Annotated in this window: 25 protein-coding genes; 8 read left to right on the top strand and 17 right to left on the bottom strand. The window is 60.5% G+C overall.

Features of this window, described 5'->3' with window-relative positions; genetic code table 11:
- Positions 1-68: 68 nt before the first annotated feature.
- Together CYD26_RS10615 and acnB are read right to left on the bottom strand one after the other, a co-directional pair.
- On the bottom strand, positions 69-578 hold the full coding sequence (locus CYD26_RS10615; RefSeq protein WP_099774049.1) for a hypothetical protein: 510 nt from the start codon (positions 576-578) through the stop codon (positions 69-71).
- Positions 579-869: 291 nt separating this feature from the next.
- Complete coding sequence (acnB, locus tag CYD26_RS10610; RefSeq protein WP_065759484.1) at positions 870-3,470, bottom strand: bifunctional aconitate hydratase 2/2-methylisocitrate dehydratase; 2,601 nt, start codon at positions 3,468-3,470, stop codon at positions 870-872.
- 404 nt (positions 3,471-3,874) lie between these two features.
- Between acnB and CYD26_RS10605 the strand changes: the two genes are divergently transcribed.
- Positions 3,875-4,342, top strand: coding sequence for a DUF1289 domain-containing protein (locus CYD26_RS10605; RefSeq protein WP_065759483.1), 468 nt, complete (start codon positions 3,875-3,877; stop codon positions 4,340-4,342).
- A gap of 40 nt (positions 4,343-4,382) precedes the next feature.
- Here the strand turns inward: CYD26_RS10605 and CYD26_RS10600 are convergent, their stop codons facing one another.
- A complete protein-coding gene (locus CYD26_RS10600; protein ID WP_065759482.1) occupies positions 4,383-5,246 on the bottom strand; it encodes a universal stress protein in 864 nt (287 codons plus the stop codon).
- Positions 5,247-5,399: 153 nt separating this feature from the next.
- Here CYD26_RS10600 and CYD26_RS10595 point away from each other — a divergent pair, with 153 nt between their 5' ends.
- A complete protein-coding gene (locus tag CYD26_RS10595; protein ID WP_065759504.1) occupies positions 5,400-6,011 on the top strand; it encodes a tRNA-(ms[2]io[6]A)-hydroxylase in 612 nt (203 codons plus the stop codon).
- Positions 6,012-6,106: 95 nt separating this feature from the next.
- Here CYD26_RS10595 and CYD26_RS10590 read toward each other — a convergent pair whose 3' ends face one another.
- Positions 6,107-6,829 (bottom strand): UDP-2,3-diacylglucosamine diphosphatase, encoded by a 723-nt coding sequence (locus CYD26_RS10590; RefSeq protein ID WP_099774050.1) that lies wholly within the window; start codon positions 6,827-6,829, stop codon positions 6,107-6,109.
- Entirely contained in the window at positions 6,826-7,329 is a 504-nt protein-coding gene (locus CYD26_RS10585) for a peptidylprolyl isomerase (RefSeq protein WP_065759480.1), read from the bottom strand. The genes CYD26_RS10590 and CYD26_RS10585 overlap by 4 nt, the downstream gene beginning before the upstream one ends.
- Positions 7,330-7,564: 235 nt before the next feature.
- Between CYD26_RS10585 and CYD26_RS10580 the strand changes: the two genes are divergently transcribed.
- Both CYD26_RS10580 and cysS read left to right on the top strand, forming a co-directional pair.
- Positions 7,565-9,268 carry a glutamine--tRNA ligase/YqeY domain fusion protein gene (locus CYD26_RS10580; RefSeq protein ID WP_065759479.1) on the top strand — a complete coding sequence of 568 codons (1,704 nt, stop codon included), beginning with the start codon at positions 7,565-7,567 and terminating at the stop codon, positions 9,266-9,268.
- 9 nt (positions 9,269-9,277) lie between these two features.
- Positions 9,278-10,660, top strand: a complete 1,383-nt coding sequence (cysS, locus tag CYD26_RS10575) for a cysteine--tRNA ligase (RefSeq protein WP_065759478.1) — start codon at positions 9,278-9,280, stop codon at positions 10,658-10,660.
- A 72-nt stretch (positions 10,661-10,732) separates the two neighbouring features.
- On the opposite strand, the gene CYD26_RS10570 is transcribed toward cysS, so the two are convergent.
- From CYD26_RS10570 to arsA, 4 genes are all read right to left on the bottom strand, one after another.
- The gene (locus CYD26_RS10570; RefSeq protein WP_102052579.1) at positions 10,733-12,109 is read right to left on the bottom strand and encodes a HAMP domain-containing sensor histidine kinase; all 1,377 of its coding nucleotides are present in this window, start codon (positions 12,107-12,109) and stop codon (positions 10,733-10,735) included.
- Positions 12,087-12,767, bottom strand: coding sequence for a response regulator transcription factor (locus tag CYD26_RS10565; RefSeq protein WP_065759476.1), 681 nt, complete (start codon positions 12,765-12,767; stop codon positions 12,087-12,089). The genes CYD26_RS10570 and CYD26_RS10565 overlap by 23 nt, the downstream gene beginning before the upstream one ends.
- Positions 12,768-12,914: 147 nt before the next feature.
- Positions 12,915-13,934, bottom strand: a complete 1,020-nt coding sequence (locus CYD26_RS10560) for a branched-chain amino acid aminotransferase (RefSeq protein WP_065759475.1) — start codon at positions 13,932-13,934, stop codon at positions 12,915-12,917.
- Between the two features lie 229 nt (positions 13,935-14,163).
- Positions 14,164-15,930 carry an arsenical pump-driving ATPase gene (arsA, locus tag CYD26_RS10555; RefSeq protein WP_102052578.1) on the bottom strand — a complete coding sequence of 589 codons (1,767 nt, stop codon included), beginning with the start codon at positions 15,928-15,930 and terminating at the stop codon, positions 14,164-14,166.
- A gap of 307 nt (positions 15,931-16,237) precedes the next feature.
- Between arsA and CYD26_RS10550 the strand changes: the two genes are divergently transcribed.
- Genes CYD26_RS10550 through CYD26_RS10535 form a run of 4 tightly spaced genes read left to right on the top strand, consistent with a single transcriptional unit; the run spans position 16,238 to position 18,396 of the window.
- Positions 16,238-16,807, top strand: coding sequence for a chalcone isomerase family protein (locus CYD26_RS10550; protein WP_102052577.1), 570 nt, complete (start codon positions 16,238-16,240; stop codon positions 16,805-16,807).
- 17 nt (positions 16,808-16,824) lie between these two features.
- A complete protein-coding gene (locus tag CYD26_RS10545) occupies positions 16,825-17,358 on the top strand; it encodes a DUF3833 domain-containing protein (RefSeq protein WP_102052605.1) in 534 nt (177 codons plus the stop codon).
- The gene (locus tag CYD26_RS10540; RefSeq protein ID WP_065759473.1) at positions 17,355-18,041 is read left to right on the top strand and encodes an SDR family NAD(P)-dependent oxidoreductase; all 687 of its coding nucleotides are present in this window, start codon (positions 17,355-17,357) and stop codon (positions 18,039-18,041) included. Before CYD26_RS10545 ends, CYD26_RS10540 begins: the two co-directional genes overlap by 4 nt.
- Positions 18,042-18,090: 49 nt before the next feature.
- Positions 18,091-18,396 (top strand): DUF6482 family protein, encoded by a 306-nt coding sequence (locus CYD26_RS10535; RefSeq protein WP_065759472.1) that lies wholly within the window; start codon positions 18,091-18,093, stop codon positions 18,394-18,396.
- Positions 18,397-18,442: 46 nt separating this feature from the next.
- Here the strand turns inward: CYD26_RS10535 and CYD26_RS10530 are convergent, their stop codons facing one another.
- From CYD26_RS10530 to CYD26_RS10495, 8 genes are all read right to left on the bottom strand, one after another.
- Positions 18,443-18,937: a DUF2878 domain-containing protein gene (locus tag CYD26_RS10530; RefSeq protein ID WP_102052576.1), complete on the bottom strand. Its 495-nt coding sequence runs from the start codon at positions 18,935-18,937 to the stop codon at positions 18,443-18,445.
- A 2-nt stretch (positions 18,938-18,939) separates the two neighbouring features.
- Positions 18,940-20,208: a cyclopropane-fatty-acyl-phospholipid synthase family protein gene (locus CYD26_RS10525; protein WP_102052575.1), complete on the bottom strand. Its 1,269-nt coding sequence runs from the start codon at positions 20,206-20,208 to the stop codon at positions 18,940-18,942.
- Positions 20,195-20,995 carry a DUF1365 domain-containing protein gene (locus tag CYD26_RS10520; protein WP_102052574.1) on the bottom strand — a complete coding sequence of 267 codons (801 nt, stop codon included), beginning with the start codon at positions 20,993-20,995 and terminating at the stop codon, positions 20,195-20,197. Before CYD26_RS10520 ends, CYD26_RS10525 begins: the two co-directional genes overlap by 14 nt.
- Positions 20,992-22,239, bottom strand: coding sequence for an NAD(P)/FAD-dependent oxidoreductase (locus CYD26_RS10515; RefSeq protein WP_102052573.1), 1,248 nt, complete (start codon positions 22,237-22,239; stop codon positions 20,992-20,994). Before CYD26_RS10515 ends, CYD26_RS10520 begins: the two co-directional genes overlap by 4 nt.
- Before the next feature lie 4 nt (positions 22,240-22,243).
- Positions 22,244-22,999: an SDR family oxidoreductase gene (locus tag CYD26_RS10510; RefSeq protein WP_102052572.1), complete on the bottom strand. Its 756-nt coding sequence runs from the start codon at positions 22,997-22,999 to the stop codon at positions 22,244-22,246.
- Positions 22,996-23,418, bottom strand: a complete 423-nt coding sequence (locus CYD26_RS10505) for a nuclear transport factor 2 family protein (protein ID WP_102052571.1) — start codon at positions 23,416-23,418, stop codon at positions 22,996-22,998. Before CYD26_RS10505 ends, CYD26_RS10510 begins: the two co-directional genes overlap by 4 nt.
- Positions 23,419-23,527: 109 nt before the next feature.
- The gene (locus tag CYD26_RS10500; protein ID WP_065759465.1) at positions 23,528-23,743 is read right to left on the bottom strand and encodes a TIGR02450 family Trp-rich protein; all 216 of its coding nucleotides are present in this window, start codon (positions 23,741-23,743) and stop codon (positions 23,528-23,530) included.
- A gap of 94 nt (positions 23,744-23,837) precedes the next feature.
- A complete protein-coding gene (locus CYD26_RS10495) occupies positions 23,838-25,235 on the bottom strand; it encodes an MBL fold metallo-hydrolase RNA specificity domain-containing protein (RefSeq protein ID WP_178081707.1) in 1,398 nt (465 codons plus the stop codon).
- Between the last annotated feature and the right edge of the window lie 98 nt (positions 25,236-25,333).

Genomic DNA, 25,333 nt, shown 5'->3' with positions numbered 1-25,333 from the left:
AAGGCTTGTCGGCGATGCTGTTTTCAGTGCGAGCGTAACTGCGGCGCCCGGCATAACCTCAAATGGGGTTACAGGTATTTGAGAATGCGCCCTTGAAAATGCACAGTGTCCCCTGTTTCCGTGTTCAGGAAGAGCGTTTGTGCAGATCGGGCTGCTGGGGTGAACGAGCTCCAGAAGCCGCCTCTTGGTTCACTCACTGCTGAGACGCGGTAACCGCGCTGATCGCGCAGCACGAACTCGAACGTTGCGGGGTTGTCGTTGTCGCCCTCAAGCTCGACTTTCCAGAAGTCGCAAACCTCGGCCACTTGATAGAACCCCAGATAGCCATTGCGGCTCACGCCGACCTTTGCGCCACTGTAGGCGCCGTCGGGTGCTGCGCTGATGTTGTAATGGATGCGATCTTCAATGTGTTCGATGAAATCGAAACGAAAGGCCACATTGGGTTCGTCCTGCTCACTCTGTATAAGCCAGCCATCCCCCGCAACAGAGTTATCCTTCAGATACCCAACCGGGTAGAGGTACTCTCCTGTTGTGCTCACCAGTGTGGCAATAAATGATTTTCCGCTGATGTCGGCCATGTCAGGCTTCCTGTGCTGGTTGTGGTGTTAAGCGCGTCCTTGGCGCTGGGCCAACATAAGCCAGTGGAAGAGCCGTATTCAGTCGGAAACACACCCTCAGCGCTTTTATGCGCGGGGTGTCAGTGAGTACGCGGCGCTTGCATCGCGGGCAAGCCCGGCTCCTACAGGGTTGTGTGGCAGGCTTGCCAGCCCTGTGGGGCTCAGAAAAACAAATGCCCCGACAGGTCGGGGCATTTGTTTTGTAGCTGCTGCAAGCTGCGTTTTCACGCAGCCTGCAATGGCTAAGTCAGCTTAGGCTTGAACGACCGGGATGTTGGCGTTCGCGGCGGCTTCACGGAACTCAGCGATCTGGTCGAAGCTCAGGTAGCGGTAAACGTCGGCAGCCATGCTGTCGATGTTCTTCGCGTACGCCATGTACTCCTCGACGGTCGGCAGTTTGCCCAGGATGGACGCGACTGCAGCCAGTTCGGCGGAGGCCAGGTATACGTTGGCACCATCACCCAGACGGTTCGGGAAGTTACGGGTCGAAGTCGACACAACGGTCGAGTTCGCAGCAACGCGAGCCTGGTTACCCATGCACAGCGAGCAGCCCGGCATTTCCATGCGCGCGCCAGCCTTGCCGTAGATGCCGTAGTAGCCTTCTTCGGTCAGCTGGTGAGCGTCCATCTTGGTTGGCGGCGACAGCCACAGGCGAGTTGGGATCGAGCCTTTGACCTTCTCCAGCAGCTTGCCGGCAGCGCGGAAGTGACCGATGTTGGTCATGCACGAACCGATGAACACTTCGTCGATTTTCTCGCCCTGTACGGTCGAGAGCAGACGGGCGTCGTCCGGGTCGTTCGGGGCGCAGAGCACAGGCTCTTTGACGTCGGCCAGATCGATTTCGATGATCTCGGCGTATTCTGCGTCCTTGTCGGCTTCCAGCAGAACTGGGTTGGCCAGCCAGGCTTCCATCGCTTGGGCGCGACGTTCCATGGTGCGTGCATCGCCGTAGCCTTCGCTGATCATCCAGCGCAGCAGGGTGATGTTCGACTTCAGGTACTCGGCGATCGCTTTTTCTGGCAGCTTGATGGTGCAACCTGCAGCGGAACGCTCAGCCGAGGCGTCAGACAGTTCGAACGCTTGCTCGACAGTCAGTTCGTCCAGGCCTTCGATTTCCAGGATGCGGCCGGAGAAGGCGTTGATCTTGCCTTTCTTCTCGACGGTCAGCAGGCCTTTCTGGATGGCGTAGTAAGGGATGGCATGAACCAGGTCACGCAGGGTGATGCCAGGTTGCAGTTTGCCCTTGAAGCGCACCAGGATCGACTCTGGCATGTCCAGCGGCATGACGCCGGTGGCAGCAGCGAAGGCGACCAGGCCGGAACCGGCCGGGAAGGAGATGCCGATCGGGAAGCGGGTGTGCGAGTCGCCGCCGGTGCCGACGGTGTCAGGCAGCAGCATGCGGTTCAGCCAGCTGTGGATGATGCCGTCGCCTGGACGCAGGGACACGCCGCCACGGGTGCGGATGAAATCCGGCAGGGTGTGGTGGGTGGTGACGTCGATTGGCTTCGGATAGGCCGCGGTGTGGCAGAACGACTGCATGACCAGGTCAGCGGAGAAGCCCAGGCACGCCAGGTCTTTCAGCTCGTCACGGGTCATTGGGCCAGTGGTATCCTGGGAGCCCACGGTGGTCATCTTGGGCTCGCAGTAGGTGCCTGGACGAACGCCAGTCACGCCGCAGGCCTTGCCGACCATTTTCTGTGCCAGGGTGTAGCCTTTGCCGGTGTCGACAGGCTGCTCTGGTTTCTGGAACAGGTCGGAAACCGGCAGACCCAGCTCGGTACGAGCCTTGTCAGTCAGGCCACGGCCTACGATCAGAGGGATACGGCCGCCAGCGCGGACTTCGTCGAGCAGCACCGGGGTCTTCAGTTCGAAGGTGGTGATGACTTCGTCGGTGCCGTGCTTGCAGACTTTACCGGCGTGTGGGTACACGTCGATCACGTCGCCCATGTTCAGGTTCGATACGTCGAACTCGATTGGCAGTGCGCCAGCATCTTCCATGGTGTTGTAGAAGATCGGAGCGATTTTCGAGCCGAAGCAGAAACCGCCAGCGCGCTTGTTCGGAACGTACGGAATGTCGTCGCCGAAGAACCACAGAACCGAGTTGGTTGCGGACTTGCGGGACGAGCCGGTGCCAACCACGTCGCCGACGTAGGCAACCGGGAAGCCCTTGGCTTTGACTTCTTCGATTTGCTTGAGCGGGCCGATTGCGCCTTGTTGCTCAGGCACGATGCCGTCACGCGCCATTTTCAGCATGGCCAGGGCGTGCAGCGGGATGTCAGGGCGCGACCAGGCGTCCGGGGCAGGGGACAGGTCGTCGGTGTTGGTTTCGCCAGGTACCTTGAAGACAGTCAGGCTGTACTTCTCGGCGATGGCAGGCTTGCTGGTGAACCACTCACCGGCGGCCCAGGATTCCAGAACGGCCTTGGCGTGAACATTACCGGCCTTGGCTTTTTCAGCCACGTCGTGGAAGGCATCGAACATCAGCAGGGTGTGCTTGAGCTGTTCGGCAGCAACAGCCGCCAGTTCGGCGTTGTCCAGCAGTTCAACCAGAGTGGCGATGTTGTAGCCACCTTGCATGGTGCCCAGCAGTTCGACGGCGCGTTTCTTGTCGATCAGTGGGGACTTGGCTTCGCCCTTGGCGACGGCAGACAGGAAGCCGGCCTTGACGTAGGCGGCTTCGTCCACTCCTGGTGGAACGCGGTTGGTGATCAGGTCGACGAGGACGGCTTCTTCGCCAGCAGGGGGATTCTTCAGCAGCTCGACCAGGCCTGCGGTTTGTTCGGCGTTAAGCGGCTGGGGCACGATACCCTGGGCGGCACGCTCTTCGATGTGTTTGCGGTAGGCTTCAAGCACAGTTATTACCCTCATCAGTGGTCCCAAATGGGTGTCCGGGACGCTCATCCAGAAATTCCGGTACCCATGCGCAATACGGCTTTTTGGGCCGCGTAGCCAGGGTTACAGGAAATCCTTACAGAAGCTGCTTTCAAAGTTTTACGCCTGTAGAACGGAGGCTGATGAGGGCTGGCGCGGGCATTCGACTGTCGAATCTCCCGCACCAACGCCGTTCTACCGGATGAACTGTGCTCGTGACGCTTTGAAAACAGCTTCTAACGGACATTGGCGCCTTTAAAAGGCCGGATGATTCTACGGTAAAAAGTCGACAAAGGTAAGGCGAGTGCAATGACTTTGCGGGGTGACCACCGTTAGACAAAGGGCTAACATGGCGGCCTGTCCTGTCGCCTTGCTGTTGATCCCCCATGCCCAATCATTCCATCAAGACGCCTTGCGTCGGCCTTTGCTCCACTGTCTACGGCGACCTGGTGTGCCGCGGCTGCAAGCGCTTTCATCATGAAGTGATCCAGTGGAACGGTTACAGCGAAGAGGAAAAACGCGCGGTCTGGATGCGCCTGGAGCAACTGTTGGTCCAGGTGATGACGGCCAAGCTGGAAGTCTTCGATAGTGCGCGCCTGCGCCAGCAACTGGAGCAGCGACAGATTCGCTTCGTGCCGCAGCAGTCGGAGTATTGCTGGGCGTATCAACTGATTGCCCGAGGAGCGCGGGTGATCCGCGATGTGGAAGCCTACGGCATGGTTCTGCTGCCGGAGTTTCGTGAGTGGGAATTGCCGCAGTTGCGCGATGCTATTGATCGCGAATTCTTCCTGCTGTCCGAGGCCCACTACCAGCGCTATATCGCGCCGGGCTTTTTAAAGAACGGGCTGGGCTGATACAGCGGGTCGGAGCCGGCGATGCCGGCTCCGACGGTGGCTAGCCTTTGGCCAGTTCTGCCAGGTGATCGGCAGCTTCTTCGCTTTTGAGCACCAGTACATCGCTTTCCAGTGCGTCGAGTACCACCTCGGCGGTATTGCCGATCAGGGCGCCGGTGATGCCTGTGCGGGCCACCGTGCCGATCACGGTGAGCACGGCGTCCAGTTCTTTCACGTAGTGAGGAATCAGTACATCGGCCGGGCCTTCGGCGACATGCAGACGTTCGTCGCTGATATCAAACTCCGCCTGGAACGCCTTGCACTCTTCGCGGTAGCGGGCCTCGATGGTTTCCTTGAGCTGATAGATCGGGTCGGCTGCCGAGAGCATGGGCGAGGGGTGGGCGCTGACGACATGCAGTTGGCCTTTGGCCAGGGTGGCGATCTCATAGCTGTGGTCGACGATGCGCTTGTGCAAGCGGCGATGGTGTTCATCATGGTTGCCCACATCCACGGCTGCCAGAATGACGCCGTTGGTCCAGGGCCTTTCGTGCTTGACCATCAGGACGGCGCACGGGCACAGACGCAAAAGCTTCCAGTCCGATGGCGTGAGCAGGGCTTTTTTCAGCGGGTTGTCCGGGCGATGCTCCTTGATCACCAGTTCGCAGCCCTCGGCCTGCTGCACGTCGATGATCGACTCGTGCAGGGTGTCGTGCCAGGTCTGCTCGTAGGTGACGTTGTTGTAGCCATCGTCGTGAAGCTGGCTGCACAGCAGGCTGAGCAGGGCGCTGTGGTCTTGTTTCTTGTCGCACATCAACAGGTGCAAGCGGGCACCTGTAGCGCCGGCGATGAGTTTTGCCCGGGTCAGAGCCCGGCTGTGGGCGTGCGTCGGGTCAAGTACCACCAGGATGCTGCGGACGGCTTGCATGAGCATGAACTCCCTTCTTCAATAGCGACCAATGACTGACTATAGTCGGCGCTCGATGGATCGGGTGTTGATACACATCAAGCATAGCCGGTGGTGATCGTCGCCTGCGTGCGTATAATTGCCGGCTTTGTCGTCGTCCTGTCCGTGAGCACCATGCACCTTATTCCCGAAATCGATGCGTTCCTGGCCTGCCGTACCCCTGATGCCTGGGTGGAGGCTGCGTTGGCCGATCAGGAGACGATGCTGATCGACCACAAGAATTGTGAGTTCAAGGCTGCCAGTACCGCCATGAGCCTGATGGCCAAATACAATACGCACATTGACCTGATCAACATGATGTCGCGCCTGGCCCGCGAAGAATTGGTCCACCATGAGCAGGTGTTACGCCTGATGAAGCGGCGCAAAATCGCCTTGCGGCCGGTCTCGGCAGGTCGCTATGCGTCGGGCTTGCGGGCGGTGGTGCGTAACCATGAACCAGTAAAGCTGGTCGACACCCTGGTGGTCGGTGCCTTTATCGAGGCGCGCAGTTGTGAGCGTTTCGCTGCCGTAGTGCCGCACCTGGACGAGGAACTGGGCAAGTTTTATCACGGCTTGCTCAAGAGTGAGGCGCGGCATTTCCAGGGCTACCTGAAACTGGCCTATCAGTACGGTGAAGAAGCTGATGTAGACCGGGCGGTTGAGAAGGTACGGGCGGCCGAAGCGGAGCTGATCACCGCGCCGGACAACGAGTTCCGCTTCCATAGCGGCGTTCCCAGCTGGCAGTAACGGCCTGCACGCGAAAAGGGGCATGGCCCCGGCCTTGTTGGTGATGGTGTCACCGGCATGCCTCTGCCCGAGCAGGGCGTGCCGACGACAGGTGTTCAGCGGAAAGCGAACGGTGCCAGTTGAAAGCCTTGCTCATCCACCTGCAAAGCCCAGCCCTGACGGTCCCAGTCCCCCAGTACGATACGCCGTGCTGGCGTATTGCCCAGCGCCAGTTTGTGAATCGCCGGGCGATGGGTGTGCCCGTGCACCAGGGTGCGCACGCCATGCTGCTGCATGACCCGTGGCACTTCCTCGGGCGTCACATCGACAATGTCGTTGGCCTTCATGCGGGTTTGCGTACGGCTTTCGCTGCGTAGCTTGCGCGCCAGTTTCTGGCGTGTACTCAGCGGCAAATGCCGCAGAACCCACAGGCTGAGCGGGTTGCGCAGGTAGCGGCGCAGCTTCATGTAGGCCAGGTCACGGGTACACAGGCTGTCGCCGTGCATCAGTAACACCGGTTCACCACCCATTTCGACCACGCAGGGATCGTTCAGCAAGGTGCAGCCCGCCGCCTTGCAGAACGCCTGGCCGATCAGGAAGTCGCGGTTGCCATGCATCAGGAAAATCTGCGTGCCACTGTCGCTCAAGGCGCGCAGGGCCTGACAGATGGATGCCTGGTAAGGCGTCATGGCGTCGTCGCCGATCCAGGCTTCGAAAAAATCGCCAAGAATGTACAGCGCCTGGGCCTGTCGGGCGCGGCCCTCAAGCAGATCAAGAAACGCCCGGGTAATGTCCGGGCGTTCTTCTTGCAGGTGCAGATCTGAGATCAGCAGTATCACTCAATGATCTCGGCTTTCTCGATGATCACGTCGTCTTTCGGTACGTCCTGATGGCCAGCCTTGGAGCCGGTAGGGACGGCCTTGATCTTGTCGACGACGTCCTGGCCTTCGATCACTTCACCGAACACGGCGTAGCCCCAGCCTTGCACGTTCTTGCCGCTGTGGTTGAGGAAATCGTTGTTGGCAACGTTGATGAAGAACTGCGCCGAGGCCGAATGCGGCTCCATGGTACGGGCCATGGCGATGGTGTACTTGGCGTTGCTCAGGCCGTTGTCCGCTTCGTTCTGGATGCTTGGACGCTTGTCTTTCTTTTCTTTCATGCCAGGCTCGAAACCGCCGCCCTGGATCATGAAGTTGCCGATGACGCGGTGGAAAATGGTGTTCGAGTAGTGGCCGGCGTTGACGTACTCGATGAAGTTGGCCACGGTGATCGGGGCCTTTTCGGCGTTCAGTTGCAGGACGATGTCGCCGTGGTTGGTGCTCAGTTTGACTTTGGACATGCTGAAATTCGCTCTTTTCAAGGCAATTGAAATACGTTGCGCAGGATCGCGTAATAACCCTGACGCTCAGTCTACAGGCGGCGATACGCGGTTCGCGGCTGTTTTTTTGCAATGGCGGTCAATATTCGCGCCTGTTTGTCGGTGCTGACCTGTCGGCAGCTTGACTGCTTCGGCTATGATAAGCGCTTTGATTTAGTCGGCCTACCCTGGTCGTGTACCCGTATTCAAGGATCCTATGAGCAAGCCCACTGCTGACACCGCTCCCAACGCCGCTGCCAAAGGCGCTCCCGCTGTCCCTGCGAACTTCTTGCGACCGATCGTGCAGGCTGACCTGGACTCGGGCAAGCACAGCAGCATCGTCACCCGTTTCCCGCCAGAGCCCAATGGTTACCTGCACATCGGCCACGCCAAGTCGATCTGTGTGAACTTTGGCCTGGCCGAGGAGTTCGGTGGTGCCTGTCACCTGCGTTTCGATGACACCAACCCGGCCAAAGAGGACCAGGAGTACATCGATGCGATCCAGAGCGACGTCAAGTGGCTGGGCTTTCAGTGGACCGGTCCGGTGCGTTATGCCTCCGACTACTTCGGCCAGCTCCATGCGTGGGCCGTCGAGCTGATCAAGGCCGGCAAGGCCTATGTCTGCGACCTGACCCCGGAGCAGGCCCGCGAGTACCGTGGCAACCTGACCGAGCCAGGCAAGAACAGCCCGTTCCGTGAGCGTTCGGTCGAGGAAAACCTGGACCTGTTCGCCCGCATGAAGGCTGGCGAGTTCAAGGACGGCGAGCGTGTACTGCGGGCCAAGATCGACATGGCTTCGCCGAACATGAACATGCGCGACCCGATCCTCTATCGTATTCGTCACGCCCATCACCACCAGACCGGTGACACGTGGTGCATCTACCCGAACTATGACTTCACCCATGGCCAATCCGACGCCATCGAAGGCATTACCCATTCGATCTGCACCCTCGAATTCGAAGGCCACCGCCCGCTGTACGAGTGGTTCCTGGACAACCTGCCGGTGCCGGCCAAGCCGCGCCAGTACGAGTTCAGCCGCCTGAACCTGAACTACACCATTACCAGCAAGCGCAAGCTCAAGCAGTTGGTCGACGAGCAGCACGTCAACGGCTGGGATGACCCGCGCATGTCGACGCTGTCCGGTTTCCGTCGTCGTGGCTACACCCCGGCTTCGATCCGCAACTTCTGCGACATGATCGGTACCAACCGTTCCGACGGTGTCGTCGACATGGCCATGCTCGAATTCAGCATTCGTGATGACCTCGACCGTACTGCGCCACGTGCGATGTGCGTGCTGCGCCCGTTGAAAGTGGTCATTACCAACTACCCGGAAGGCCAGGTCGAGCAGCTCGAACTGCCATGCCATCCGAAGGAAGACATGGGCGTTCGCGTCCTGCCGTTCGCTCGCGAGCTCTACATCGACCGCGACGATTTCATGGAAGAGCCGCCAAAAGGTTACAAGCGCCTGGAGCCTGCCGGTGAAGTGCGCCTGCGTGGCAGCTACGTGATTCGTGCCGACGAGGCCATCAAGGACGCCGACGGCAACATCGTCGAGCTGCGTTGCTCGTACGACCCGGACACCCTCGGCAAGAACCCGGAAGGCCGCAAGGTCAAAGGCGTCATCCACTGGGTGCCGGCGGCTGAGAGCGTCGAGTGTGAAGTACGCCTTTACGATCGTCTGTTCCGCTCCGCCAACCCGGAGAAAACCGAGGAGGGCGGCAGCTTCCTGGACAACATCAATCCCGATTCGCTGCAGGTGCTGAGTGGTTGTCGGGCGGAACCTTCTCTGGGCAAGGCCCAGGCTGAAGACCGCTTCCAGTTCGAGCGCGAAGGTTACTTCTGCGTCGACATGAAAGACTCCCAACCGGGCCGCCCGGTGTTCAACCGCACCGTGACCCTGCGCGATTCGTGGGGCAGCTAAGGAATCCTCGTGCTTACCATCTACAACACCCTGACCAAGAGCAAGGAAGTCTTCACCCCGCTGGAAGGCAACAAGGTACGGATGTACGTCTGCGGCATGACCGTGTACGACTTCTGCCACCTGGGCCATGGTCGCAGCATGGTCGCGTTCGATCTGGTCACCCGCTGGCTGCGTTATAGCGGCTACGACCTGACCTACGTGCGCAACATCACCGACATCGACGACAAGATCATCAACCGTGCCAACGAGAACGGCGAGTCGTTCGACGCCTTGACCGCACGCATGATCGACGCGATGCATGAAGACGAGCGCCGGCTGAACATCCTGCCTCCAGATCAGGAGCCGCGTGCCACCGATCATATCGCCGGCATGCACGCGATGATCCAGACCCTGATCGACAAGGGCTATGCCTACGCACCGGGTAATGGTGACGTGTACTACCGGGTCGGCAAGTTTGTCGGCTATGGCAAGCTGTCGCGCAAGAAGATCGAAGACCTGCGTATCGGCGCACGGATCGAGGTTGACGAAGCCAAGCAGGACCCGCTGGACTTCGTCCTCTGGAAAGGCGTCAAGCCGGGTGAGCCGAGCTGGCCGTCGCCATGGGGCCCAGGGCGTCCAGGCTGGCACATCGAATGCTCGGTGATGTCCACCTGCTGCCTGGGCGAGAGCTTCGACATTCATGGTGGCGGCAACGACCTGGAGTTCCCGCACCACGAGAACGAAATCGCCCAGAGCGAAGCGGCAACCGGCAAGCCATACGCCAAGGCCTGGATGCACTGCGGGATGATTCGCATCAATGGCGAGAAGATGTCCAAGTCCTTGAACAACTTCTTCACCATTCGCGATGTGCTCGAGAAGTATCACCCGGAAGTGGTCCGTTACCTGCTGGTATCGAGCCATTACCGCAGCTCGATCAACTACTCCGAAGACAGCCTGCGTGAGTCCAAGGGTGCGCTGGAGCGCTTCTATCATGCACTGCGTGGCCTGCCGCTGGTTCCGGCGCAAGGTGGCGAAGAGTATGTCGAGCGCTTCAAGGTCGCGATGAACGACGACTTTGGCACGCCTGAGGCCTGCGCGGTGCTGTTCGACCTGGTACGCGAGATCAACCGTGTGCGTGAAGCTGAGCCGCAGATCGCTGCCGGTCTTGCTGCTCGCCTGCGCGAGCTGGCGGGGCTGCTGGGTGTGTTGCAGCTGGATGCCGATGACTTCCTGCGTGCGGGCGCCGAGGGTCGTGTCGATGCCGCCGAGGTTGAAGCACTGATCCAGGCGCGTCTGCAGGCGCGGACCAACAAGGATTGGGCCGAGTCCGACCGTATCCGTGATCAGCTGACCGCTATGGGCGTGGTGCTTGAAGACAGCAAGGGCGGCACTACCTGGCGCCTGGCTGACTGACCAGCTGCGCCCTCGCAGGCAAGCCTGCTCCCACTGTGGGAGCGGGTCTTGCCCGCGATTCCCTCGCCAGTTCTACCGGCGACAATGCAGCACGAGCTTGGCGCCACCCAGCGCGCTTTCTCCTATCTCCAGATCGAACCCATGCAGGTCGACGATCGCTGCAACGATCGACAGGCCCAGGCCAAACCCTGGGTGCCGATGACCTTCCTCGCTGCGATAAAACCGTTTTAACACCGCCTGGCGCTCGTCTTCCGGAATGCCGGGGCCGCTGTCCTGTACCTCGATATGCACGCCCTGTGCATCGCTGTGGGCGCTCAGTGCCACCTGGCCGTGGGCCGGGGTGAACTTGATCGCATTGCTCAGCAGGTTGGCCAGTGCCTCGAACAGCAATTCGCGGTCGCCGTGCAGGCTGGGCAGTTGGTTGGGTATCTGCAGGCTCAGGTTGATGTCGCCGTCTTCAGCCAATGGAAGGTAGAAGTCGTACAGCTCCAGCAGCAGTGCATGCGGGTCCAGTTCGACGAACCCGGCACGGCGTTGACGGTCTTCCAGTTCGCTGATGCGCAGCAGGCCGCGAAAGCGCGCCATCAGCGTGTCGGTTTCCGCGATAGCGTGGTCCAGTTGCTGGGTTTGTGCGGAGTCGTCGCCCGCTTGTTGGCGAATGCGGTACAGCTGGGCGCGCAGGCGGGTGAGGGGGGTACGCAGGTCGTGGGCAATGTTGTCGCATACACCCTTGACCTCGTGCATCAGTCGTTCGATACGGTCGAGCATGGCGTTGACGATGGCCGCCAGCATGTCCAGCTCGTCACGTCGCGGGGACAGTGGCAGGCGGTGGGTCAGGTCGCCGGCGACGATCTGTTCGGCGCTGGCCTGGATCGCCCGGATGCGTTTGAGCGGGCGACGGCGCAGCAGGTACCAGCCGGCGATGCCTGGAATGATCGTCAGTGAAAGCCCCCAGAGCAGGGCATGCAGGATGATCCGAGTAACCACGAACAGCGAGCCATTGTCACGTACCAGAACCAGCCAGCGGCCGTCAGGGACCTTCAAGGCTACTGCATCGCAACTGTCCTTGGGCAAGTGGGGTGCATCTTCATCCAGGCAGCGGCCAAGCTCATGGATTCTGCCATCCAGGCCCAGCTCCGGGGGGATCTTGCGAATCTCGCCGCTGAGTGGATTGAAGGCTGCATCGAACAGGCCGTAGGCATCGAAGCTGCGCTCCTCGAAGGCCTGGCTGGCAATCAGCGCATCATCCAGTTGTTTGCCGCTCATGTGTGCAAACAGGTGCTGGCGTTGTTGCAGCGAGTGCCGGGTGAGTTTGTTCAGGTAGCCGGACACCTCAAAGTACAACACCCCCATGAGGATGCTGCTCCAGGCCACGAAAAGGAAGCTGTACAGCGCCAGCAGGCGACTTGTGGATGAGCTCCAACCCTTAGACGGGTTCGGCAATGGCATAGCCGGAGCCCCGCACAGTGCGAATCAGCGGCACTTGGCCCGGGGCGTCGATTTTCTTGCGCAGGCGACCGATATGCACGTCGATCAGGTTGGTGCCGGGATCAAAGTGGTAGCCCCAGACTTCCTCGAAAATCATCATGCGGGTGATGACCTGGCCGGCATGGCGCATGAGGAACTCCAGCAACTTGTACTCGGTCGGTAACAGGTTGAGTGCCAGTTCGCCGCGTCGGGCTTCGTGGCTGATCAGGTCCAGTTCCAGGTCGGCGACCTGCAGGCGAGTCTGTGTGATGCCGGTGTTGTTTCGGCGCAGCAGCACTTCGACCCTGGCGGCCATCTCATCGGACGCAAATGGTTTGGTCAGGTAGTCGTCGCCGCCGGCGCGCAGGCCACGTACCCGCTCATCGACATCGGAGAGGGCGCTGATCATCAGGATCGGCGTGGTGATCTTCAGGTTGCGCAGCGTGGTGACGATCGTCAGGCCGTCGAGCTCAGGCAGCATGCGGTCCAGCGTGATGAGGTCATAGCTGCCGGCGATGGCCTTGGCCAGGCCTTCACGGCCGTTGTTGGCCCAGTCAACCTCCAGGCCATGGCTGGAAAGTTCGGCGACGATCTCCTGGGCGGTGACAGCGTCGTCTTCGATAGTCAGTACGCGAGGCATGCTTTTACCTGGGCGGCGAGTGGAAGCTCGATTGTGCCAAAGAATAGGCGGTGCTCGGGTTAAAGAAAAATTCATCTAGCCGATCGCCGGTACGGCCGAGCGCTTCAGGCCAGAAAAAGAAACCCCGCCGGGAGGCGGGGTTCGGAATCAGGCGACCTTGACGATCCAGCCTTCCGGCGCTTCGACATCGCCACTCTGGATGCCAGTCAGCTCGTTGTAGAGCTTCTGGGTTACCGGGCCGACATCTGTCTCGCTGTAGAACACGTGCAGCTTGCCGTTGTACTCGATGCCACCAATCGGGGTGATCACCGCAGCGGTGCCGCAGGCGCCTGCTTCGGTAAAGCGGTCGAGTTCGTCGATCAGTACGTCGCCTTCGATCACGTTCAGGCCCAGACGCGATTTCGCCAGTTCGATCAGCGACAGGCGGGTGATGCCAGGCAGTACCGAGGCGGACTTCGGCGTGACGAATTCGTTGTTCTTGGTAATACCAAAGAAGTTGGCCGAGCCGACTTCCTCGATCTTCTTGTGGGTCAGTGGGTCAAGGTAGATGCAGTCGGCGAAGTGGGCTTTCTTGGCCTCGGCACCTGGCATCAGGCTGGCGGCGTAGTTACCACCGACCTTGGCGGCACCGGTGCCCTGTGGCGCGGCGCGGTCATAGCTGGAGATCAGGAAGTTGTGCGGCTTCATGCCGCCCTTGAAGTACGAGCCAACCGGGATCGCGAAGATCGAGAAGATGAACTCGGGCGCGGTACGCACGCCGATGTTGTCGCCTACACCAATGACGAACGGGCGCAGGTACAGCGCACCTTTGCCGTAGGGCGGAATGAAGCGCTCGTTGGCCTTGACCACTTGCTTGCAGGCTTCGATGAAGGCTTCGGTCGGTACCTGCGGCATCAGCAGGCGCGCGCAGCTGCGCTGCATGCGCTGGGCGTTCTGGTCAGGGCGGAACAGGTTGATCGAGCCGTCCTTGCAGCGGTAGGCCTTCAGGCCTTCGAAACACTGCTGGCCGTAATGCAGCGCGGTGGAGCCTTCGCTGATGTGCAGGGTGTTGTCTTCGGTCAGGGTGCCCTGGTCCCACTCACCGTTGCGCCAGTGCGACAGGTAGCGCTTGTCGGTCTTGATGTAGTCGAAGCCCAGCTTGTCCCAGTTAATGCTTTCGTTACTCATGGCACCCTCGATCGGTTGGCAAATGCCTGGTTGGTCAGGCGACGCATCTTGCGCAGGCAGCCACGATAATACATCCCGTGCAGATCGGAAACGCCTAGACGTGCATATTGGACGTGCGTAGGTGCCTCTTGCTGCACGGTCTCGGCAATCCGCGCCCGGTGTTCGACTAATGTCGTGGGGCTGATGCGCCGATCATGTCCCAGGCTCATCAGCCATGCACCAATTGCCCTTACCTGTCTCGGGGCTGTTCCTTGCTCAGTTCGAGCAGGCGTTCTACCCCGATGGGCTCCTCGGCCATCAGGGGGATCACGGCATAGCGTCTGGCGTGCTCACTGGCCACGTGCTCGATTTCCCTGAGCTCATTCTTTGCCCGTCTACGAAGCAGGGGCGATTGGGTTGTGGTGGCCGCGATGCTGTTGTTGATCACCCATGCCCAAGGCTCAATGCCAGCACGCCGCAGGTCGGCTTGCAGGTTGGCCGCTTCAAGTACCGGTGTCGTTTCGGCCAGTGTTACCAGCAATACCTTGGTTTTCTTCGGGTCTTGCAACTGCATCATCGGGGTACTGAAGTGCATGTTGCTGCCTTCCATTTGTCGGGCGATATCGCGGTGGTAGGCGCCCGTGGCATCCAGCAACAACAGGGTGTGCCCGGTGGGGGCTGTGTCCATGACCACAAACCGCCTGCCGGCCTCCCGAATGACTCTGGAAAACGCCTGGAAGACGGCGATCTCTTCAGTGCAGGGCGAGCGCAGGTCTTCGGCCAAAAGGGCTTTTCCCTGCTCATCCAGGGCTGCGCCTTTGGTGGCCATCACGTGATCGCGATACCGCTGGGTTTCAACCTTCGGATCAATGCGGCTGAGGGTCAGGTTGCTCATTGAGCCGCTCAGGGTGTCGGCCAGATGCGCTGCCGGGTCTGAGGTGGTGAGGTGAACCGGCAAGCCCCGGTGGGCCAGTTCGACGGCCACCGCCGCTGCCAGGGTGGTTTTACCTACGCCACCTTTGCCCATGATCATGACCAGCCCGTGGCCATCCAGGGCGATGTCATCGACGAGGTCGCTCAGGCTTGGCGCATCAATGCGAACGGCGAGGGGCTGAAGGTCTTCAGCGTCACCCTTATCACGCAACAACTGTTTCAGGGCTTCAATGCCGACCAGGTCGAAGGCTTTCAGCGGCAGTTGATCCAGCGGCAGTGGCTTGAGTACGTCAGGCATTTGGGCTAGCGCCAACTGCTCCCGCGCATACACCGCTGCAGCCAGTGGGTCTTTTTCGGCTTCGCTGCCGGGTAGCACGCCGTTGACCACCAGGTACTGCTCGTGAAGGCCGAGGGCGGCGAGTTCTTCATGGGTGTGGGCCGCCTCGCGTAGCGCGGCATTTTGTGCCCGAGCGACCAGTACCAGCCGCGTGCGTGCCGGGTCGCAGAGCGCCTCAACCGCCTTGCGGTACTGGTCATGCTGTTTGTCGAGGCCCGCCAGCGGTCCAAGGCAGGAGGCGTCGCCCTTGCCGGTATCGAGAAAGCCACTCCAGGCGCCAGGGAGCTGCAGCAGGCGAATGGTATGCCCGGTAGGGGCGGTGTCAAAGATGATGTGTTCATAGGTGTCGGTTTGTCGGGAGCCGACCAGTAGTGCTGTGAACTCGTCGAAGGCCGCAATTTCCGTGGTGCAGGCGCCAGACAATTGCTCTTCCATGTTCTTCACGACACTGGCCTCAAGCACGCCCCGGGCAGGGCCGACAATGCGGTCTCGATAGGCCTGCGCTGCAGCCTGTGGGTCAATTTCGAGCGCTGACAAATTGGCCACCGAGGGCACCGGGGTGATGTGGTTGCCAATGCTGATGCCAAACACTTGTCCAACGTTAGACGCCGGGTCGGTACTCACCAGCAGTACGCGCCGACCTTGTGCGGTGAGCTGCAATGCCGTGGCGCAGGCAATCGAGGTTTTGCCCACACCGCCTTTGCCAGTGAAAAACAGAAAGCGCGGGGCATTTTCAAGAAACTGCATGAGGTGTTCCCTGTCGACGGTTCGGCAATCGCCAAAACCTGTGTTTGGAAATAAACGTGCGCATCAGTCTAGTGCCTGTCAGGGCAAGGCAATCACAGGGTGCCCAGGTTTCTTGCTGCGGAACCTGCTCCGGGCTTGAATCGGCATGACCTCTTGACAATAAGTTGTACAAAAAACGGCGAAGCGTCGCATTAAGCTGTACAAAACCAATTTTATGTACAACTATTTTGAAGTGCCGCTGTGCATGCAGTACCGAATGCCAGAGAAACCAACATTTCGGCGTTGTCAGAAAAGGTAGAGCCATGCCATGGACAGATCGCTATTTCCCCTGCTGCGTCAGTGTCTGACGCGCGTGGTCGACCGCAGGACCTTGGGCTTGTTGTTCAGCGCCCTGTTGTTGTGCAGCCCCGGTGCTTTCGCCAGTTGGCAGGCGCTGCTGCCCGGTGGTCGTTTGATCGGTAGCGCCGAGTTTCGGCTCTATGGTTTTCGTGTGTACAACGCGAGCCTGTGGGGCGCTTCGGCCCAGGTGGACTATCAGCAACCCTTTGCGCTTGAGCTGACCTATCACCGGTCGATTACCCGTGCCCAACTGGTAGACGTCAGCGTTGATGAAATACGTCGACTACGGGGCGGGTCGGTCGATGAAGCGCAACTCAAGCTGTGGCAGGCACAGATGGCGCGGGCCTTTGTCGATGTCGAACCGGGGCAGCGGATCATCGGGGTGTTCTTGCCCGGTGCCGGTGCGCGGTTCTACGTGGATGATCGTTTGCATTACGAGGTCGCAGACCCTGCGTTTTCGCGGGCGTTCTTTGATATCTGGTTTGACCCGCGTACACGTAACCCTGAGTTACGCCAGCGCTTGCTGGGCGGGCAATGACGATGAGGGTAAGCATGATGTGGAAGTCCTGTCTGCTGGCGTGCTGCTTGCTGTTGAGCAGTTGCGGCAACGTCGAAGTCGATCATTACCGCAACGAGGCGCCAGCATTGGACTTGCCGCGGTTCTTCTCGGTGCCCGTCCAGGCCTGGGGCATGTTCCAGAAGCGTTCGGGTGAGGTGGTCAAGCGTTTCCACGTGACCATTGAGGGGCGGATGGAAGGGCGCGTGCTGATCCTCGATGAGCGCTTCGTTTACAGCGATGGCACCCGTCAGCAACGCGTTTGGCGCCTGACACCGAAGGGGCCGGGGCGCTGGAGCGGTACGGCGGGTGACGTGATCGGCGAAGCCGAAGGTCAGGTGGCCGGTAATGCACTGCGTTGGCGTTACACCCTCAACCTGGAGGTGGACGGCGCGTTTTATCCGGTGCAGTTCGATGACTGGATGTACCTGATGGATGACAACACACTGATCAATCGCTCGTTCATGTCCAAGTTTGGCCTGGAGTTGGGGCAGGTGACCCTGTTCTTCCGGCGCGGCGGGGGTGAACCATGAACAGCCTGCCGGAGGGCTATCGGGCATTGGTGATCGGTGCGAGTGGGGCGATCGGTGGTGCTTTCGTTGATACGCTGCGTGAGGATCCCCGGTGTGCCGCCGTGCATGGCCTGGGGCGTGGCACACACCCGGTACTGGATTTGACCGACCCTCAGAGCATCGCCATGGCCGCACAGTTTTATGAAGGCCAGCCACCGTTTGATCTGATCGTCTTGGCTGCCGGTGTTCTGTACGGTGAGGGCTTCATGCCGGAGAAGGCGCTGGAGTCACTGAACCAGGCGCAACTGTTGGCAACGTTTCAGATCAATGCCATTGGCCCTGCACTGGTGTTGCGGCACTTTTTGCCCCTGCTCGGGAGCAACGGTCTGCTGGCGGTACTGTCGGCCAAGGTCGGTAGCATCGCGGACAATCACCTGGGTGGCTGGTACAGCTACCGGGCCTCGAAGGCGGCGTTGAACATGCTCCTTAAAACGGCAGCGATCGAAGCTGCGCGGCGTTGGCCCGGCAAGCGCCTGGTTGCGCTGCATCCTGGCACTGTTGCTTCAGCCTTGTCGCGACCTTTTCGTCCGGAAGCGCGGGCTCCGCGTGACGCCGTGGCGGACATGCTGGCCGTGCTTGACGGAGTCACCGCCGCCGACAGCGGCAGCTTTTTCAGCTACCAGGGCGAACGTTTGCCCTGGTAGTTCCACTGTGGCACCTCTAGACGGGGCTATGCCCCTGGGAGCGTCAAGTATGAACCTTCAGCAACTGTCAGGCTTTGCCGATGCCGGGCGCATTGACGAGCTCAATCTGGTTTCTCTTGAAGGCGGTATCTATGTCTTGCAGGCACTGATGGAGGGAAAGCTGCACCCGTTGCTTGACGAGCAGGGACACAACCTCTGCCTGCGCTCGACGACGCACGCCCGAGAGGTGTTGCAGCATTTACCTGAAATCCCCTGCCTGCTGGTGCAGAAGGTGGTGCATGACGAAATGTGCGGGCTGGGTAACAGTGCTGATGCGCCGCTGAAACTGCCGTTCTCCATACGCTCTACCTGGTAGTTGCAAGGAAACGGCGCGTGGCCCGAATCGGTGCCCTTGGCACCGCTCATTTCGGGCTTCTAGCCACGCGGTGCAAGGCGGGCAACAACAGCGCCCAGAGTATGGCCAGCAGGGCCAAGGATGGCCAAAGCCCATAGGGTAGGCCGACGTCTGCCAGGCGTGCACCGGCATAGTAAGACAACGGCCCGCCCAAGGCGCCGACAAGTGCCGCCAGCCAGAGGCGGGATGCCGTCCAGGCCAGGCTCTGGCGCAAGGTGCTGGCGAATAGCAGCCAGAGCATCGCCAGCCAGCCCGGCAGTACCCAGCGCGGCTCATCGAAATCGAACACGCCCAGGTTCAGTAACAGGCTGTCCAGCGCCCAGCCACAGGCAGCGATTTTCAACAGCTGGCGACATTCGCGTACCCGTACCGGAGCCCACGCCACGTGCAAGGCCAGGCATCCCAGTGCCAGCAATAGCCAGGCCGGGTGCCGTGCGCCAAATATGCAGGCTGCCCAGCCGATCTGGAACAGCACTGCATTGCCAATCAGGCGTCGGTTCATCCTCAGGCTTCCAGTGCCTCTAGCAGCGGCGCGGGACGGGCATCAGGTTTGGCCAGGACCAATTGGGCCACGCCGATACCACGTTCCAGGAAGCCACCCTCGCAGTAGCAGAAGTAGAACTCCCACATACGTTGAAAGGTTTCGTCGTAGCCCAACAGCTGCAATGCGTGGCGTCCCCGGCAGAGGTTCTCGTGCCAGTGGCGCAGGGTGCGTGCGTAATGCAGGCCGAAGTCTTCCAGGTGATGGACGTTCAGGTCCGTGTTACGGCTGGCAACGTCCAGCATGCGGCTCAGCGAGGGTAGGGCGCCACCGGGGAAAATGTAGCGCTGGATGAAGTCCACCGAGCGCCTGGCCTGTTCATAGCGCTGGTCACGGATGGTAATGGCTTGCAACAGCATCAGACCATCGTCCTTGAGCAGGCGTGCGCACTGTTGGAAGTAGTTGGGCAGGAAACGGTGGCCCACCGCTTCGATCATTTCGATCGAAACCAGCTTGTCATAGCGTCCTTCAAGGTCACGGTAGTCCTTGCGCAGGACAGTAATGCGCGCTTGCAGGCCTTGCTCGGCAACACGCTTGCAGGTGTAGGCGTACTGCTCTTCGGACAGTGTCGTGGTGGTCACGCGGCAGCCGTAATGAATGGCGGCGTAGAGCGCCATGCTGCCCCAGCCGGTGCCGATTTCCAGCAAATGATCGCTGGCTTGCAGGTCAAGCTTGCGACAGATGCGCTCCAGTTTGTTCAATTGTGCCTGTTCGAGGCTGTCTTCTGAGCTGCGGAACATTGCCGCCGAGTACATCATGGTCGGGTCCAGCAGGTGCTCGAACAGTTCATTGCCCAGGTCGTAGTGTGCGGCAATGTTGCGCTTGGAGCCCCTTCGGGTGTTGCGGTTGAGCCAGTGCAGGCCCTGAACCAGAGGGCGCCCAAGGCGCGCCAGGCCGCCTTCCATGGCGTCGAGTACGTCAAGGTTGGCGACGAACAGGCGAACCACGGCGGTCAGGTCAGGGCTGGTCCAGTGACCGTGTACGTAAGCTTCCCCGGCGCCGATCGAACCGTTGGTGGCGATCAGCCCCCACAGTGCATCATCCAGCACCTGAAGCTCGGCCATCAGGCTGGCATGGGGTTCGCCGAACATCAGGCGCTGGCCGTCTACCACGACGGTCAGTTGGCCTTTGCGCAGCCGCGCCAGTTGGCGCAGCACCAGGCGCTTGAGCAGGCCTGTACTACCGGCGGCGAGGGCTCCGCTTTTGGCTACGGCCAGGTTAGGGCTCTTCATGGTCAACGTCCTCGCTACGGTTACGGGCGACACGTAAATGCCGCTGGGTGTTGTAATGGGAAAAGATCGGCGTGCGCTTGAGCAGCAGGCGCAGGGCTTGCCAATAGATGGCAGTAACGGTTTTCGCCGACATCCAGGGGAAGGCGATCAATTGGCGGTGCAAGGTGCTGCGGGTCAGGGCTATGCGGTTCAGACCAAGACCGGCTTCAAACACCTTCTGCGGCCCATGCCAGTCCTGCATGGTGATGTTCAGGTGTTGCCCTGGCGCGGTGAAGCGCATGCGGTACTCCAGGTCGGGTGGCAAAAATGGCGAGACGTGAAAGGCTTTGGCGACGCTGAACTGCTGCACGCCGTGTTCATTGCACGGCAGCACATAGTGGAAGCGCTCGCGCCAGGGGGTATTGGTGACTTCGCACAGAATCGCCGCGAGCGTGTCATGCTCGTCGAAACAGAAGAAGAAACTCACCGGGTTGAAGGCCAATCCCCAGTTCCGCGCCTGGGTCAACAGGCGTATGGCGCCACCCGGGGCGTAACCCAGGGCCTCCACGAGCAGCAGATTGACCGCATCGGCAAGCGCCATGCCGTTGCGTGTGTAGCGTGGCAAGTAATCCTGTTCGCGGAAGCTGAACGCCGAAAACCGCTCGCGCCCGGCAAACGGGCTTAATGCAAACAATGCATCCTGCTCGGCCAGATCCAGGTACAACATGCTCATGCGGTAGCGAAAGGCATGCGCGCGCGGGGACAGGCGCCGGTGGCTGACCCAGCCTTCATACAAGGCGCTGTTCATAATCGTTCACCGAAGTGCTGGGCCACCTTCAGTGCGCTGACCACGCCATCCTCATGGAAGCCGTTGGCCCAGTAGGCGCCGCAGTAGTAGCTGTGCTGCGGGCCCATCAGTTCAGCGTGACGTGCCTGGGCCGCAAGGGCTTCGAGGCTGTACTGGGGGTGCGCGTAGCGAAAGCGACCGAGCACCTGTGCCGGGTCAATGGCATCACTCTGGTTGAGGCTTACGCAGAGGGTGCGTGGTGCGTCCAGGCCTTGCAGGATGTTCATGTTGTAGGTCACGGCCGCTGGGCTGTGCTCGGGGCCACCTAGGCGGTAGTTCCAGCTCGCCCAGGCCAGGCGACGGTCGGGGAGCAGGCGCGTGTCGGTATGCAGCACGACATCGTTCTGCGCATAACGGATGGCGCCGAGTATCTGTTGTTCCTGTTCGGTAGGCGTTTCCAGCAACGCCAGTGCCTGGTCGCTGTGACAGGCAAACACCACCTTGTCGAAACGCTCGGTGCCGACAGCGCTTGTGATGCTGACGCCCTCGGTGTCACGGCGTACACGTTGCACCGGGCAGTTCAGGCGGATGTGCTTGGCGTAGCTGGCTGTCAGCGGCTTGATGTAGGCACTGGAGCCGCCCTGGATAACCCGCCATTGTGGGCGGTTGGTGACTGAGAGCAGGCCATGGTTGCGAAAAAAACGTACGAAGAACGCCAAGGGAAAGCCGAGCATGTCGGCCAGTGACATCGACCAGATCGCCGCCCCCATCGGCACGATGTAGTGTTCGATGAAGCGATTGCCGTAGCCACGCTGTTGCAGGTAGCTGCCGAGGGTCGTGCTGGCGTCGATGTGCTGGCGGTCGAGGTCCAGTGGTGCTTCGCGGTTGAACCGCAGAATGTCCCGCAGCATTCCCCAGAACGCCGGTGAAATCAGGTTGCTGCGTTGAGCGAAGAGGCTGTTGAGGTTATTGCCGTTGTACTCCAGGCCGGTCTTTGGCTCATGTACCGAAAAGCTCATCTCGGTGGGGCGTGAGGTCACGCCCAGATGGTCCATCAGGGCAATGAAATTCGGGTAGGTCCAGTTGTTGAAGACGATGAAGCCGGTGTCGACCGCATAGTTCTGCTCGTTCAATTGAACGTTCACGGTATGGGTATGGCCGCCTACTCGCCCTTCGGCCTCGAATACGGTGATGTCGTGGTTACGCTTCAGCAGGTAGGCTGCCGTCAGGCCGGCAATTCCGCTGCCGACGATTGCAATACGCATGGGGTCAGGACTCCTGGCCAGGCCGTGCAAGCCGCTTGCCCAGTGCCAGTTGCCAGTGTTTTGGCAGGTGGCCGAGCAGCTTCAGGCAGGCGATAAACAGTGCTGGGAACGCCACTTCATAAGGACGGCGCTCCAGTTTTCGGGCGATGTGGCGGGCGGCTTTCTCCGCCGACCAGCGCAACGGCATGGGGAAGTCGTTGCGTCGTGTCAGGGGCGTGTCGACAAAACCCGGGCTGACCAGCGTGACCGCGATGCCTTGGGCATCCAGGTCGATCCGCAGTGAGTCGATCAGGTAGCGCAGGGCCGCTTTGGAGGCGCCGTAGGCACCTGCTCGCGGGAGGGGCAGAAAGGTCACTGAACTGCCTATGGCCACCAGGTGCGGTTCATGGCCGCGTTGCAGCAGGGGCAGCGCGGTCTCGATGGTCAGGCTGGCGGTAAACAGGTTGGCTTGGACCACGCGCATCACCAGCGCGGCCTCGAAGTGCTCGGGCGTGAGGTATTCGCAGGTACCGGCATTGGCGATGACTTGATCCAGCGCGCCCCAGTGTTGAGTGATGCGCTCGCCAATTTGCCTGACCTGATTGCTGTCGAGCAGGTCGCCTGGCACGAGCAGTACCTGCCCGGGGAAGCGTGTCGCGAGTTGTTGCAGTGGGGCTGTGCTGCGTGCGGTCAGTGCGAGCTGATGGCCTTGCTCAAGCAGCACTTCGGCCAAGGCTGCGCCAATCCCGCTGCTGGCGCCGGTAAGCCAGATCCGCTTCATGCCAGCCTCCGCTTGAGCCCGCGGATCACGCTACCCAGCAACGGCAGGTGTTCGTAGAGCAGTGCGCCGGCATCGAAGTAGTCGCGGTGATAGTAGACCTTGTCTGCCCAGCGCAGATGGGAGCATCCGGTAACGCTGACAGGCGCTCCACCACGCAGGCGGGGGTGACGGTAGGTCATGGTCCAGCGCAGGTAGCCCGAACCTTCGGCGACTGCGTCATGGCCGTGGAACTGGAAGCTCAAGTCCTCGACATTGGCATACAGCTCGGAAAAGTAACGCTGCAGGGCGTTCAGCCCATTGATCTGATGCAGCGGGTCGATAAAGCACACGTCAGTGCTGTAGAGGCTTGAAAGGTGCTCCAGGTGGTCGCGATCCAGGGCGGCGAATCGCTCGGCGAACTGCTGCAGGAAGGTCGACATCCATAGGCCTCTAACTTGTACATTTGTAGGAATTTGTACAAGTTAAGGCTAAGGCAATATCTGTACAAGTCAATTTTTTTGTATAGATATTTTTTGTATCAATTTTGGGTCATTGCCAGCCTGTCCTCCAGCGCTCGCTGTCGCGAAGCTCGCGCCAGTCCAGCCATTCGCTACGACCGCTGTAGATGGCTTGCAACTCGATCTTCAGCAATGTGCCTTGTTCGTCATGCAGCAGATCGGTTACCAGAAAGTGTTTCTCTCGATTGAGTGGTGTGCAGGCTGTCCATTTGGACAAGGCCAGCTTTCGTGGATTGAAGCGGTTCATGGGAGCTCCTGCCGGTAACGCGGTGCTGTTCAGGGAGGGCGTCGGCGCAATCGCTGTCGAGTTATATTGTACAAATATGTTTTCATGTACAAGCCTATTTTGCGTTGGGTGCTGTGGCGGTGTTGGGGCTCGCAGCTGCTATCTCTGCTTGTTCCAGGTGTTCCGGTACCGAGACGGACCAGCCGAGCTCAAGGCTGATGCGGCGACGCAGGGTATCGGCTGCCTCCGGTTCACCATGCACCACATAGGTGTGTTTGGGTGGGCGCTTGAAGCCACGCAGCCATTGCATGATTTCATCGGCGTCGGCATGTGCCGACAGGCTCTCCAGGGACACCACTTCGGCTCGCACCGGAACATCCTCGCCGTGCAGTCGAATGGAGGGCGCACCGGCGATGATCTGTGCACCCCGGGTGCCACCTGCCTGATAGCCGGAAAACAACAGGGTGTTATGCGGGTTGGGCGCCAGGGTCTTGAGGTGGAACAGCACTCGTCCACCGGTGGCCATTCCGCTGGCGGCGATAATCACGGCTGGGCCACGCTGTTGGTCCAGGCGTTTGGATTCTTCAACGGTGCGCACGATGTGGGTGGCGCGAAACATCGACTCGCACTCGCGTGGGGACAGCCGGTGTTCACTGCAAAATCGCTGATACAGCACCGTCGCATCTGTCGCCATGGGGCTGTTCAAATAGATCGGCAGGTCAGGAATCGCGCCGCTCTGTTTAAGGCGCGAGAGGTGATACATCAGCAACTGGGCACGGCCCACGGCAAAGGACGGAACCAGAGTAATGCCATGGCGCAGGGCTGTGCGGGTGATGACGTCAGCCAGTTGCTTTTCGGTGTCTTCGGGTGGGTGCAGGCGATCACCGTAGGTGGATTCAACGAACAGGTAGTCGGCCTCTTCGATGAGCTCCGGGGCGAGCATGATCGGGTCGTTGAAACGGCCCAGGTCACCGGAAAATACCCAGGTGGAACCGTCGGCGATGATCTCCACGGTTGCCGCCCCAAGGATGTGACCGGCAGACCGAAGGTGTATCCGGACGTCGGCGAGGATGTCTTGTGGATGGTGCAGGGCAATGGGGCGAAAGTGCTTGAGGGCGCGCTTGGCGTCGTCCTCGGTGTACAGCGGCAGCGCCGGATGGTGTTTGGAGAAGCCTCGCCGATTGGCGTATTCGGCCTGTTCCTCTTGCAGGCGACCGCTGTCGAGCAACAGGATACTGGCCAGTTCGCAGGTGGCCTCTGTGGCGTAGATGGGCCCGCGGTAACCGTCCCTCACCAGTGCCGGGATGTAGCCGCTGTGGTCCAGGTGAGCATGGGTCAGGACGATGGCGTCCAGGCTGCGCGGTGGTATGGGGAACGGGGCCCAGTTGCGTACGCGCAAATGTTTGTAGCCCTGAAACAGCCCGCAGTCGACCAGTACGCGCTGACCGTTATGTTCCAGTAGGTACTTGCTGCCGGTAACCGTACCGGCGGCGCCGAGAAACGTGACGTGCATGGCGTGTCTCCTCAACAACCCTGCCAACAGGCTGATACCACGCGCTGTGGCCAGGCTGGTTGTTCCTGTGTGCCCGCCCGGCAGTGCGTTGTCGGGCC

This window comes from Pseudomonas sp. FFUP_PS_473 (assembly GCF_002858665.1).
In the GTDB taxonomy this organism is placed as follows: domain Bacteria; phylum Pseudomonadota; class Gammaproteobacteria; order Pseudomonadales; family Pseudomonadaceae; genus Aquipseudomonas; species Aquipseudomonas defluvii.
The sequence above is the reverse complement of the archived record's forward strand: the minus strand, read 5'-3'. Positions and strand labels throughout refer to the sequence as shown.

What these genes read in the sequence shown, in the direction of transcription:
- CYD26_RS10600 (WP_065759482.1), bottom strand. Translation starts at nt 5,246, where the DNA reads ATGCAAGCCGTCCGCAGCATCCTGGTGGTACTTGACCCGACGCACGCC.
- CYD26_RS10535 (WP_065759472.1), top strand. Translation starts at nt 18,091, where the DNA reads ATGAACCTTCAGCAACTGTCAGGCTTTGCCGATGCCGGGCGCATTGAC.
- CYD26_RS10500 (WP_065759465.1), bottom strand. Translation starts at nt 23,743, where the DNA reads ATGAACCGCTTCAATCCACGAAAGCTGGCCTTGTCCAAATGGACAGCC.
- CYD26_RS10580 (WP_065759479.1), top strand. Translation starts at nt 7,565, where the DNA reads ATGAGCAAGCCCACTGCTGACACCGCTCCCAACGCCGCTGCCAAAGGC.
- CYD26_RS10570 (WP_102052579.1), bottom strand. Translation starts at nt 12,109, where the DNA reads ATGCCATTGCCGAACCCGTCTAAGGGTTGGAGCTCATCCACAAGTCGC.
- CYD26_RS10515 (WP_102052573.1), bottom strand. Translation starts at nt 22,239, where the DNA reads ATGCGTATTGCAATCGTCGGCAGCGGAATTGCCGGCCTGACGGCAGCC.
- CYD26_RS10520 (WP_102052574.1), bottom strand. Translation starts at nt 20,995, where the DNA reads ATGAACAGCGCCTTGTATGAAGGCTGGGTCAGCCACCGGCGCCTGTCC.
- CYD26_RS10595 (WP_065759504.1), top strand. Translation starts at nt 5,400, where the DNA reads ATGCACCTTATTCCCGAAATCGATGCGTTCCTGGCCTGCCGTACCCCT.
- CYD26_RS10495 (WP_178081707.1), bottom strand. Translation starts at nt 25,235, where the DNA reads ATGCACGTCACGTTTCTCGGCGCCGCCGGTACGGTTACCGGCAGCAAG.
- CYD26_RS10565 (WP_065759476.1), bottom strand. Translation starts at nt 12,767, where the DNA reads ATGCCTCGCGTACTGACTATCGAAGACGACGCTGTCACCGCCCAGGAG.
- CYD26_RS10505 (WP_102052571.1), bottom strand. Translation starts at nt 23,418, where the DNA reads ATGTCGACCTTCCTGCAGCAGTTCGCCGAGCGATTCGCCGCCCTGGAT.
- CYD26_RS10550 (WP_102052577.1), top strand. Translation starts at nt 16,238, where the DNA reads ATGGACAGATCGCTATTTCCCCTGCTGCGTCAGTGTCTGACGCGCGTG.
- CYD26_RS10540 (WP_065759473.1), top strand. Translation starts at nt 17,355, where the DNA reads ATGAACAGCCTGCCGGAGGGCTATCGGGCATTGGTGATCGGTGCGAGT.
- CYD26_RS10585 (WP_065759480.1), bottom strand. Translation starts at nt 7,329, where the DNA reads ATGTCCAAAGTCAAACTGAGCACCAACCACGGCGACATCGTCCTGCAA.
- CYD26_RS10525 (WP_102052575.1), bottom strand. Translation starts at nt 20,208, where the DNA reads ATGAAGAGCCCTAACCTGGCCGTAGCCAAAAGCGGAGCCCTCGCCGCC.
- CYD26_RS10545 (WP_102052605.1), top strand. Translation starts at nt 16,825, where the DNA reads ATGTGGAAGTCCTGTCTGCTGGCGTGCTGCTTGCTGTTGAGCAGTTGC.
- CYD26_RS10510 (WP_102052572.1), bottom strand. Translation starts at nt 22,999, where the DNA reads ATGAAGCGGATCTGGCTTACCGGCGCCAGCAGCGGGATTGGCGCAGCC.
- CYD26_RS10530 (WP_102052576.1), bottom strand. Translation starts at nt 18,937, where the DNA reads ATGAACCGACGCCTGATTGGCAATGCAGTGCTGTTCCAGATCGGCTGG.
- CYD26_RS10615 (WP_099774049.1), bottom strand. Translation starts at nt 578, where the DNA reads ATGGCCGACATCAGCGGAAAATCATTTATTGCCACACTGGTGAGCACA.
- arsA (WP_102052578.1), bottom strand. Translation starts at nt 15,930, where the DNA reads ATGCAGTTTCTTGAAAATGCCCCGCGCTTTCTGTTTTTCACTGGCAAA.
- CYD26_RS10560 (WP_065759475.1), bottom strand. Translation starts at nt 13,934, where the DNA reads ATGAGTAACGAAAGCATTAACTGGGACAAGCTGGGCTTCGACTACATC.
- CYD26_RS10605 (WP_065759483.1), top strand. Translation starts at nt 3,875, where the DNA reads ATGCCCAATCATTCCATCAAGACGCCTTGCGTCGGCCTTTGCTCCACT.